Below are 12,132 nucleotides of genomic sequence, written 5' to 3' on the forward strand. Positions count from 1 at the left end.
GTATATTCTCTCTAATTGTCATTTACAGATCAAACCCGATATCCCGACGGAAATACTTCTTATCGAAATCGATCTGCTTAGCTCCGGCGAAAGATTGGGCCAAAGCCTCTTCCTTATTAGCCCCATACGAACTGACCGCGATCACACGGCCGCCATTCGTCAGGATCTGGCCGTCTACCAGCTTCGTTCCGGCATGGAACACTATATTGTTCGAGGATACGCCATCCAATCCCGTGATTACCTTATTTTTCTCGTAAGCCTCCGGATAACCGCCGCTTACCAACATAACCGTAACCGCCGCGCGAGGGTCCTGTACCAATGTACGGCCCGCTAAATTACCTTCCGCTACCCCTTCCAGCAAATCCACCAAGTCACTTTGGATACGAAGCATGACTACCTCTGTCTCCGGATCGCCCATACGACAATTGTATTCTATCACCATCGGCTCATTCTTCACATTGATCAGACCCAAGAAGATGAAACCTTTATAATCGATATGCTCCGCTTTCAATCCCTCTACGGTAGGACGGATAATACGCTCGTCCACCTTCGCCATAAAGACCTCATCAGCGAAAGGAACCGGGGAAACAGCTCCCATTCCACCTGTGTTTAAACCCGTATTGCCCTCGCCGATACGCTTATAATCTTTCGCTACCGGAAGCACCTTGTAATCGTTGCCATCCGTCAAGACGAATACGGAGCATTCGATACCATCCAAGAACTCCTCGATCACTACCGTCTTGCTCGCGTCGCCAAACATTCCGCCCAGCATATCTCCCAACTCTTTCTTGGCTTCCTCCAAGTTATCGATAATCAGTACCCCTTTACCGGCAGCCAATCCATCCGCTTTCAATACATAAGGAGCGGAAAGAGATTCCAAGAACGCATAGCCTTCCTCTAGGTTTTCAGTGGAAATACTCTTATAACGAGCGGTCGGGATATGATGACGCATCATAAACGCCTTGGCGAAATCCTTGCTACCTTCCAATTGGGCACCTTCCCCACTCGGGCCGATCACGGGGATGGAGCTTAATGCCTCATCCTTCTTGAAATAATCATAAACACCCTTCACCAATGGATCCTCGGGACCTACCACGACCATATTCACTTGGTTCGCCAACGCAAAATCCTTGATAGCGGCAAAATCATCCGCTTTAATATCCACGTTGGTTCCTACCAACGCTGTTCCCGCATTACCGGGAGCGATAAATAACTTATCAACTTTCGGGCTTTGAGCGATCTTCCAAGCGATCGCATGCTCACGCCCACCAGAGCCTAATAACAATATATTCATATCTCTTCTAATTTTCAATTCTCAATTCTCCATTTTCAATTCCCAAGGTAGTCATCGAAATACCTCGTAATCTTCTCATGCAAATGCGGACGGTCCTTACCGGTCACATTATGCTCATGGCGAGGATACACAAAGTAATCCGGATACGTATCAGCCTCTACGCAAGCCTTTAAGAAACCAAGGCTGTGTTGCCACACTACCACCGGATCGATATCCCCATGTATCATCAACAGATGGCCTTTCAGATTACCGGCCTTCAGTTTCAGGTTCGCGTTCTTATAACCTTCCGGATTATCCTGCGGGCGATCCATATAACGCTCGCCATACATAATCTCGTAATTGCTCCAGTCAATAACCGGCCCTCCGGCCACGCCCACCTTAAAGATCTCCGGATAAGTCAGCATCAAGTTCGTTGTCATAAAACCGCCATAACTCCAGCCATGTACCCCGATACGGTCGGCATCCACATAAGACAAAGATTTCAGGAACTCGACACCCTTCACTTGGTCCGCCATCTCATTGATACCCAAATTACGATGAATCACGCTCTCAAAAGCATGTCCACGATTTGCCGAGCCGCGGCTATCCACGGTAAACATCACATAACCTCTCTGTGCCATATAAAGATCCCAACCACGAGCCCCGTTTTGCCAGTCGCCCGTAACAAGCTGTACTTTAGGGCCTCCATATACATAGACAATCGTAGGATACTTCTTCGTCTCATCCAAATCCGGCGGTAAAGTCAACCGGTAATTCAAGCGAGTCTTACCATCGGCAGCAAGGATATGTCCAACCTTGATCCGCGGCATCCGATACGATTTAAAGGGATCCGGAGCGGAAAGTAAGGTAGAAATCACCTTAGCGTCCTTTACACGGATTAAATCGATATCCCTCGGGGTAGAAGGAGAGCTTACATAATCAATCGCATATTCGCCGGAGGGACTCAGCAACCAACGGTGCACGCCCACTTTCCAACTCAAGCAATTCATGATATCACCCGTTCTCAAATCCGTCTCCCAAATATAACGTTGCATCCCCGTTCCTTGCATATTCGGAGATACGGGATGAGGTGCCGTTCCCTCGAAAATCACCTTATTTCCGTCTTTGCTAAAGCCTAGCACCTTGGTAACCACCCATTCCCCACCGGTTAGCTTCCTTAATTCCTTTCCAGTCGTATCATACAGATATAGATGGTTATAGCCATCCGCCTCACTCTGCCAGATAAACTTATCCGGATCGTTCGGCAAGAAAAGCACGGGATGCTGCGGCTCCACATAACAACGATCCGTCTCGGTAAACAGATCAGCCTCTTTCTTTCCCGTCAAGGCAGAGTACCGCACCAAATGCATCTCGTTCTGCTCACGATTCAACTCAGCGATATAAATACTCTTCTCATCCGGACTCCAAGCGATATTTGTTAAATATTTCTCTTTCGGCAAGCCTGTCTCCAACCAAACCGTCTGCCCGGTAGCTACCTGATAGACACCCACCGTAACCTCATGGCTCTTCATTCCAGCCATCGGATATTTATGAGGAACCGGCGTAGCGCAACGAGTATCGATATTCACCAGCGGGTAAGCGGTCACCCTACGCTCATCCATACGATAAAACGCTAGAGCCGAGCCTTTAGGAGACCAAAACATACCTTTCGTAATCCCGAACTCCCGTTGATGGACAGCCTGTCCGCATACGATTCCATCCTGTGTTTCACGTGTAACAATCGTATTTCGTCCATCCGGGGATAAAATATGCACATTGTTTCCCTCCGTAAAAGCTAAGTTATTCGTAGCCGGGCAAAAGTCATAATTCGCCCAGTTATTCTTCAAAGCATAATCAGCGACTACCTTATTCTTCTTATAGTCATAATGAATCCGGTGCTGTTTGCTTGTAAAAGCCAAGACCGAACCTCTTTCATAGGGTACCGAAAAGCTAGGCAAAGAACCAACCGTCTGCAGATTTGCCGCCGTCAAGGTCCCATTCAGTCTTTCCAACGAAAAAAGGACCTCTTCTTTTTTCCCCGGCTTAGCTCCTAACACGCTATCTCCCTTAACATATAAGTACTCGTCCCCGCACCATCGTAACTGTTTCAAGTCACGAGGTACGAAGCGGCTATACGTCTTCCCTCCAGGAATCAAGTCGTGCAAGGAGAGTTGCTTATCTTGGGCGGTAATCGACATCGTTAATAAAATCAGACATAGGCTTATGAATAAAGATGATTTAATCCTCATAATCATCATACCCTCTCCGTTTTATAGGCTTTATAGGTTTGCTAAATGGGCGCTTTCCATCCCGCTTATGATCGCCAAACCCTTTCTTACGGTCATCCTCATCCCGATAACGCATTTTCACAGGACGTTCTCCTTTTGGCTTGATCGGCTTACGAACCGGGGCATCCACGAATTTCTTGCGGACCGGACGGTCCTCTCCCCGATCCTCTCCAAAGATACGTTTCCCCGGAATGGAAGCGAAACGCTCCTCATCATCCTCGCTATGGGCAGCGGCGAAACGACGCTCCGGACGATCCACACGACCCGTACGGAAGTTTGGACGATCATTGCCTCTACGCTCGAAAGAGCCTTCCGATCTGTGCGGACGCTCCTCTCCATCCTCATTCAATGCCTTTTTGAAGTCCTTATTGGTTCCCTCAAATAACTCATAGCAACGGTATTCGCACTCCAAGGAACCGTTCATCAATTTGATCTTCTCGCTCGGGCGCAAGCCGATCTTATCGAAACATTCATCTTTATAGCTCAAAATCCAAGCCTTATATCCCATGAACACATGTTTCAAACGCTCGCCGATCATATTATACAATCCCAATAGATCACGAGATGATATACGCTCTCCATAAGGTGGGTTCGTCACCAATATACCCGGCTTCGGAGCCTCTGTATATTGTTGGAACGGTTTCACCTTCAGATCGATATATTTCATCAAGCCAGCGCTACGGATATTCTCCAAGGCGATATCGATAGCGGCTTGGGAAATATCGGAGCCATAGCAATGGAAAGCGAACTCACGCTCCCCGCTCTCATCATTATAAATACGATCGAACAATTCCTCATCATAGTCCACCCATTTCTGGAAAGCGAACTCTTTCCGATGGATACCCGGAGCGATATTCAAGGCGATCATGGCAGCCTCGATCAACAATGTACCGGAACCACACATCGGATCTACGAAATTAGATTCTCCTTTCCAACCGGTTTTTAGGATCATGCCGGCAGCCAACACCTCATTCAACGGAGCTTCCGTTTGATCCACCCGATAACCACGCTTGTGCAAAGACTCGCCGGAGCTATCGATAGATAAGGTACAATCGTTATGCGAAATATGGATATTGATATATAAGTCCGGGTTATTGACACGAACGGACGGACGCTTCTTGAACTTCTCGATGAAATAATCCACGATAGCGTCTTTCGTACGGTAAGCGACAAACTTCGAGTGATTGAAATCCTCGGAATAGATCACCGAGTCGATCGCGAACGTCTTGTCCAGCGACAAATACTTCTCCCACTCTACCTTTTTCACCTCTTTATAAACGGTATCAGCATCTTTGGCCTTGAAATGATAAATCGGTTTCAGAATGCGCAGGGCAGTACGGCAGTGGAAATTCGCTTTATAAAGCAATTCCTTATCACCCGTAAAGGAAACCATACGACGACCGATCTGCAAGTCGTTGGCACCTAAAGCTAATAACTCCTCGGCCAAGATCTCTTCCAACCCGTATAGGGTTTTGGCCACCATTTCAAATGTCTCGCTCATTTTAATTGAAAATTGAGAATTGAGAATTGAAAATTATTCCCAATTGCGTATTACGTTGTTTATTATTAATTATTCTCATTTCGCTCTCTGACATGCTTCGATCTCCTTCCGGCTACCCTCTTGATAATTTTCAATTCTCAATTTTCAATTGTGTAACCGTACTCCCTGCCGGTACATCCTCCGCTATCCAGACGTTACCACATATCGTAGCCCCTCTGCCAATCCGGATTTTACCGATTAAGGTGGAATTAGAATATACTGTCACATGATCTTCCAAGATAGGATGACGGGCTACGCCACGGATAGCGTTACCGTTCTCATCGGGGGGAAGTTTCTCTCCCGCCAAGCTGACGCCCTGAAAGATTCGGACGTAATTGCCGATCACGCTCGTCTCGCCGATCACCGTACCCGTCCCGTGGTCTATCGAGAAATGATGACCGATCTTCGCGCCCGGATGGATATCGATACCGGTCTCGGAATGTGCCATCTCCGTAATCATACGAGGAATATAAGGAACCCCGAGCTTATACAATTGATGGGCGATCCGGTAATTACCGATCGCCCGGAAACCGGGATAACAAAATATGACCTCACCTAGATTTTGAGCGGCGGGATCGCCATTGAAAGTCGCCTCCACATCCGTAGCCAGCAGACCGCGAATCTCCGGAAGCGTAGAGATGAAAGCCTCCGAAATAGCCTCTGCCTCAGCGGAGATCTTTTCTTCCGGGCAAGTCACGCAAGATGTATCCGCGAAACAAAGTCCCGCATAAACCTGCTTGGATAATAAAGAATGAAGAGTCTCAACATTTACGCCCGTATGAAAACGGATCGTCTGTTTACTGATACGGGCATTCCCATAATAACCGGGGAACAGGATCGCACGGCATAGATCGATGATCTCTTTCAGCACCTCGCCCGAGGGCAGCGCCTCCTCATCCCTGTACGCATGGAACAATTGTTTATACGATGCCTCATCCGATAGCTTCTCCACCGTATCGCCCAATACGCTACTATGCCTCTGTATATCCATTATTTGCGGAATATTCTTTATAATGCGCAAAAATAGTATTTTATTTGAGAACACCTTCACGAAGAGGCATCAAAAATACAGCCAACGACTAATATTACGTTCTATAGCGCTAAATTCCACGCCAACCTTTATCAACTTACACCCATCCGCCTGATAGGGAACCAAATAACCTTTCTCATCGATTTGCCATATGGCTTCCTCGGCGGTTCCGTTCAACTTGAACTCAAAGACGTAAATGTATTTTGGTGTTTTAACCACCGCATCCGCACGTCCTCTGGCACTTCGCACCTCCGCCTCAGTAAATTGCCCCATCAACTTAAAGACCAAATAGAAAACCACTTGATAATGACGTTCGGTCTTATCGTTCAACTCATACGGGAAATCAGCGAAGAAAGCTTGGAGACGGGAAAGGAAAGCATCTATATCCTTTGTCCGTAATTCTTGTACAAATTTACCAATATAAAAACTCTGCTCTTCCTTGGAAATGGAGGTATAGTAAGGGACTAAGAAATTAATAAAACCATATTTTACTTCTTCGTTCGGAAATTCCAATAAATAATTACGAAATTCCCGATCATAATCCTTTATCGTCAAATATCCACTCTGATAAATCAACGGAATCGGATTATTGGTGTTTACTCGATATTCAGTGAATGAAGCAGCAGGCGCCTCGATACCATCTATCAAAAGCCGTAAATCATAATTACTTTTACGGAGGAGGCTCACCAAAAAGGTCGGCGTACCCGTCTGAAACCAATAACTCTCCAACTCCAGCTTATTGAACGCATTCAGTACACTGAACGGATTAAACACTCCCACTCCATCTTGATGAAAATGATACCCATCATAATTACGTTCCATCCGCTCTACCACCTCAACAAACGACCAATTATTCTTTTTCCCGAAGGCTTCTATCTCCGGTACAAAATTCGTCGCTAACTCTTCCCGTGTTATGCCACAAAGCGTTGCGAATTGCCAGTCCATGCTAATATCGTTCAACTGGTTCAAGTCACTAAACACGCTAACTTGAGAGAACTTTGTCACCCCGGTTAGGAATACAAAGCGCAAATAGCGATCCGCACTTTTCAACACCCCATAGAACGCTTTCAACATTAGGCGATACTCCTCTTGCAATTTCTCATTATCAAATGATTGCAAAAGAGGCTTATCATACTCATCCACTAAAACGACCACCCGTTTTCCTGTCTGTTCACAAATCAAGCGTAACAAGGTAAACAAACGGTCATCAATCGTCTCATCCGCATCACTAGAACCATATATAGCCTCGTAAACAAGCAACTGCCTATCCACAAGACGAATCAGATCCTCCCCTGTATCAAATTTCTTGGCATTCAAATCCAAATGGATCACCGGATACTCAATCCAATCCTGTTCCAACCGTTCGATAGCCAATCCCTTAAACAGATCTTTTCTTCCTTTAAAATAAGCCTCAAAAGTAGAAAGCAAAAGGCTCTTTCCAAACCTACGGGGACGACTTAGGAAAAACGGTGTCTCCAACGAGGCCATCCGCCACACCCATTCCGTCTTATCCACATATACATAATTCCCTTCCCTTATCTTCTCGAAGGTCTGTATACCTATCGGCAGTTTGCGTACGATACTGTTTGTCATTATCTTTTCACTTTTGTTCCAAAGATAATTACTATTCTTGTCTTCCACAAGTTATTTACATCTCCAATCAGAAACTCGCTTTCGAGAAAACGGAGTTTCAGCCTGTCAAGAATATCATTTACAACAGGTATTTTACCACATCCAATGCTCCACTTTCATCAAGAGCCAAGGCGACCAGAAAACCATCGGAAGGGTCTACGGCAATCCTCTTTATTGAACGATCAAAATTCAATCGTTTCTTTAATTGGCCGTCCCAAGAAAGAACCAGCAATGTGGATAAATTCGAAAAATCCACAGAACCATCGTACAAGCAATACACATACCGATCCGTACCGAATATATCGATAAAGCATTTTGTCGTTCCAAGAACATCCACTTGGGTATCATTCTTCTTCAGTAAAGGCACGATAGGCTCCTTCCCATACGTAAAGCTCCTTTGATAAGTTCCCTTCAAATCGTAAAAATCAATTTGGTTGAAGAAACGCAAGGCAGCAACCACACTGTTTTGCCGCTCATTCACACAAAGATTAGGCAAATAAGCGACGTGCTTACAAGAACGATACGTTCTTGCTACTTTTGGTGGCTCCACCCAATAAATTCCCTCTTCCCGATTCGCATAACAGAAAGGACCATAAACATTTTTCTCTACGATCGGAACCGCATAAACTTCTTTCGTGGTGACATTATAATGCGTAGAGGGAACAAGTTCGGGTATTAGTATATATTTCCGATCAAAACGCAAAGAATCCGCCAGCACCTGCATCTTATTAAATGTAAGTTGGTTATCCACGATCCAGAACTCATCCTTTCCGGCGGGTTCTTTTGTATTTGACTTCATAAACTCCGGATTAGAGAAATAAGTGGCACCATATCCTTTCAACGCAAACGCATGCAGGTGCGACAAATCATCTTTGTCGAATACTTGAATGATCGTATCACACCCACGAGCCAACAACACCAAATAAGACTCGGTAAGACCAATCCCATCATAGCATACACCAGAATCCCCTTTCATTAACAAATTTCCCTCCAGCCGTTTTTCTTCTCTTTCTGCATCGGAACAAGCGAGAAGAAACAAAGCGAAGAATACAATAATCCCATACAATACTCTCATGACCTTTCTATTTTAAATAAACATAAGATCGGATTATCGTCCTGTGTACGATTCTCCGCTATCCGTCTCAAATCCTCATAATGTATCTGATTACGCAACAGCACCGTCGAACTGATCTTCCCGATAAAATAATCTTTATACACTCCGCAAATACCGTAAAAGCCTGTCAACCCCGTAGCCCTTATGAAGTTGGGGAACGCATACGAGAATGCCTCTTTCCTATCCTTGTCATAAAATCCGAAGTAAGTTACCTTATCGCACATATAGGTCGCATGCAGGATCCGTTCGGTCTCCAGCAGCCCAAAAGAATTTACATAGCCGGAGCGAAACAGATCGCCAGAGAAATCTCTCCCGCCTCTCCCTTTCTCCTTGACATACTCGATAGGAGGCATACTTTTATCTCCGAAGCGAACTTTATAAGCAGGCTCCAACATCCCGTCCTTCACTTTCCATACTTCGGGGGTAAAGGGGAAATGCGCATACCAATCCCCAGCAAAGGCATGCAACGTCTTGCTCTCCTTTCCTGTCCGTGGCTTTCAGATAGAAGTTTTCCCTTTGCGGTGTCGCAAATCCCAAAGGATAATACCAAATCCAATTCTCCTTATCCAAAGGGGCGCAGTCCACAAAATAATCAGCTACATCTTGCGTGGATATATATTGATAGGTATCCAGATCATAACGCAATAAGGCCGTCCCACCAAAATCCACCAATGTCAAGATTCGCTCTTTCTCATCCACGAAAAAGTGAGTTAGATAAAGATACTCTTTCGGCCCTTGTCCCCGCAAGCCTACACGAGTAATAAAATTTCCTTGATCACTGAATACAAAAAGCGCATTTATCTCATCACTTCTATCGAATACAAAAATACGATCGTCCACCCAGCAAACCCGGTAGAGATCTTTTAACAGCACGCTATCCTTCGTCTCCAAAGGAATGAATCTGCATTCCAAATGTTCCTGCAAGCCAACCGCACAATCGTTTCCGAAATCCACCACGTCCCACTCTTCCGATCGATTCTCGCATGCGGTCAAAATGGAAGCCACACTTATCATCACTAAATAATATAGTTTTCTCATGTTTTTCATATTAGATTCAGACCGCTAATATACGTAACTTTTTGAAATACGCCAACTGCACAAGTTTTCCTAAGCGCACAATCGGAATTCACGAGAAGTACTACTTCCTTGGCCTATGAAGTATATCTCCTAGAGCACTTGAAGTATATATTCTACAAAGGAAGGAGTAGTACTGGGAAAAAGGCCTGTTGGGATATAACCCTAAAAACTTTCGATAATTAGAAGGGGATACAGTGCTTATTTTCCACATAGTTATTGTACATTTTTCCAAATGCATTTAAAACCTCATTATCTGTTTCCCAAAACACGTACGTGTTTTCACAAATTCTCGTACGTGTTTCCGGAAAAACACGTACATGTTTTTCCGGAAACATCATCAACTTTTTATCAATCTGATTATAAAGACATTATCAATACGTATATTTTAAATACTTACTGTATTTTTCACTATCAACAAAATACCTTATGGTTATGATTTTTGAAGCCCCAAGAAGGCTTTATTTACGAGCTTATCGACTTCCTTATACAGCCGTTGTATTTCCTTTGTATCCAATCCATTTTGCTCCCACTCCGTCTTATGAGCGTCGAATAAATCGAAAATCCGGTTCTCTACCGCACGAAGCTGTTGGATATAACCAGATTGGTCATCATTCCATAACAGTTGCCAATGCAAATACTTTTGGCCGTTACCACGATGTATGGAGTAGACATTCTTCTGTAATTGAACGGAATACCAATCTAATAGGGCTGTTTTATAGGATGCGTCGTAAGTAACTAAAGCGCTTTGCTCCTTTCCCATTTTCACCCAAAGAGGAATAGCGACAGAGGTAGGAGGATATCCCAAGGCAGTCCACATCGTTGTCAATTCCGGATTCATGCCGGATCTCACGCCTTGGATTACGATAGAGGCCGTACTTTCCAGACGAGGGATGAAATCCTGCTCCACAAACCAACCCGTACGATTGTTCGGACTTTGTCCCTTGTCCATCAAATCGATATCCAGCAAGCTATTATAAAAAGAGCGGGAAGCCTGTTGAAAGATACGCTGAGGAGTAAATCCTCCGTCCCGCATTTCCTTAAAGATCTTTTTCGCGTTCTCATAACGTACATACCCTTTGCCTTCATCCGTACGCCCCTCGAAAGAGAAATTCGTATAAATCAAGTAACCTTCCGGCGCCAGATTCGGATCATTCGCGTCTTTCTTATAATATCGCTCATTATTCGTCTCATAATAAGCCGCGCCACCATAAGCATCGATCACTCCGAAATTAGCCTCCACACGCATCGGGCGAGGCAAGGTATCCAAGAAATGCTCGAAATCCTGCACCGTCTTACAGACTCTCAAGGCTTTTCGCATCAAGTTTCCCTCTTGATCCATCTCCTTTATATCATCGTCTTTCAAGTTATAAGAAGCCGTATTCATGATAGAGAAGCCCGTCTCATTGCTTCCGGTCCACACGGCTCCCTCCGGATCATCGCTATTTACCAGCCCCAGAAAACGATAGCCACCTTCGTCAAAATAACCGATATGGTTATACGGAGCGCCGGTATCCCGGTGTTTCCACATCAACGGACGGCCATCGGGAGTAGCCTTTCCAGTGATTATAATGGAGGTACAAGCCTTGTCAACCACCGGAAAACAAAGACATAGAACGAATAAAAGAAGTAGTTTTTTCATATCATTTATTGATTTAATAAGATTTCTTATGAGGAGCGCCAAATTCCTTACAGCTGACCTCGTCTATATCTACCGTCCAAATCTTCACGTTACGGACCGCCGGATCGCTATAACGGAAAGTCTTATCGGAATATTGCTTCATGATAATATCCAAGGCTTCCACCTTCTTGTCGAAATCCTCTTCGTAAGCGACCTTTCCCCAAGCGATCACGCTCTTCGAACGCATACGGTAGCTACAAGCTACCTCCGGGTGCTGGAAAACCAAGGCATGGTCAATACTAAACGTAATACAGACTTTCGGATTACGTTCCAATATAGAGATGCTTCGTCCATCCTGCGCCGAGTGTAAATAAATCACGCCATCCTTATAACCGAAATTCATCGGTAATACATAAGGCGTTCCATCTGTATCCGCCATGCCCACAAAGCAAACATCGCTCTGACGGATAATCGATTCGATCTGTTCCTTGTCCGTGTGTATAAGTGTCTTCATATTCCTTTGTTTGATTCTTATCAAACACAAAATTATAAAAAAAATC

Annotated in this window: 8 protein-coding genes and 1 pseudogene; all 9 read right to left on the reverse strand. The window is 44.9% G+C overall.

Annotation, left to right across the window (positions count from 1 at the left end):
- Positions 1-22 precede the first annotated feature (22 nt).
- A complete protein-coding gene (gene purD / locus DW033_RS10285) occupies positions 23-1,294 on the reverse strand; it encodes a phosphoribosylamine--glycine ligase (RefSeq protein ID WP_008773120.1) in 1,272 nt (423 codons plus the stop codon).
- Between the two features lie 35 nt (positions 1,295-1,329).
- Positions 1,330-3,531, reverse strand: coding sequence for a S9 family peptidase (locus tag DW033_RS10290; protein ID WP_122382728.1), 2,202 nt, complete (start codon positions 3,529-3,531; stop codon positions 1,330-1,332).
- Complete coding sequence (locus tag DW033_RS10295; protein WP_005863595.1) at positions 3,512-5,062, reverse strand: class I SAM-dependent RNA methyltransferase; 1,551 nt, start codon at positions 5,060-5,062, stop codon at positions 3,512-3,514. The genes DW033_RS10290 and DW033_RS10295 overlap by 20 nt, the downstream gene beginning before the upstream one ends.
- Before the next feature lie 130 nt (positions 5,063-5,192).
- Complete coding sequence (locus tag DW033_RS10300) at positions 5,193-6,092, reverse strand: serine O-acetyltransferase (protein WP_005860231.1); 900 nt, start codon at positions 6,090-6,092, stop codon at positions 5,193-5,195.
- 69 nt (positions 6,093-6,161) lie between these two features.
- Positions 6,162-7,724, reverse strand: a complete 1,563-nt coding sequence (locus DW033_RS10305; RefSeq protein ID WP_122382729.1) for an ATP-binding protein — start codon at positions 7,722-7,724, stop codon at positions 6,162-6,164.
- Between the two features lie 118 nt (positions 7,725-7,842).
- Positions 7,843-8,838, reverse strand: a complete 996-nt coding sequence (locus tag DW033_RS10310) for a hypothetical protein (RefSeq protein ID WP_036614523.1) — start codon at positions 8,836-8,838, stop codon at positions 7,843-7,845.
- Positions 8,835-9,924, reverse strand: a pseudogene (locus tag DW033_RS10315) (6-bladed beta-propeller). Before DW033_RS10315 ends, DW033_RS10310 begins: the two are co-directional and overlap by 4 nt.
- Positions 9,925-10,384: 460 nt before the next feature.
- Positions 10,385-11,593 carry a hypothetical protein gene (locus DW033_RS10320; RefSeq protein WP_034531731.1) on the reverse strand — a complete coding sequence of 403 codons (1,209 nt, stop codon included), beginning with the start codon at positions 11,591-11,593 and terminating at the stop codon, positions 10,385-10,387.
- Positions 11,594-11,606: 13 nt separating this feature from the next.
- Positions 11,607-12,086 (reverse strand): pyridoxamine 5'-phosphate oxidase family protein, encoded by a 480-nt coding sequence (locus DW033_RS10325; RefSeq protein ID WP_005860241.1) that lies wholly within the window; start codon positions 12,084-12,086, stop codon positions 11,607-11,609.
- Positions 12,087-12,132 lie beyond the last annotated feature (46 nt).

Source organism: Parabacteroides sp. AF39-10AC, from assembly GCF_003635405.1.
In the GTDB taxonomy this organism is placed as follows: Bacteria; Bacteroidota; Bacteroidia; order Bacteroidales; family Tannerellaceae; genus Parabacteroides; species Parabacteroides distasonis.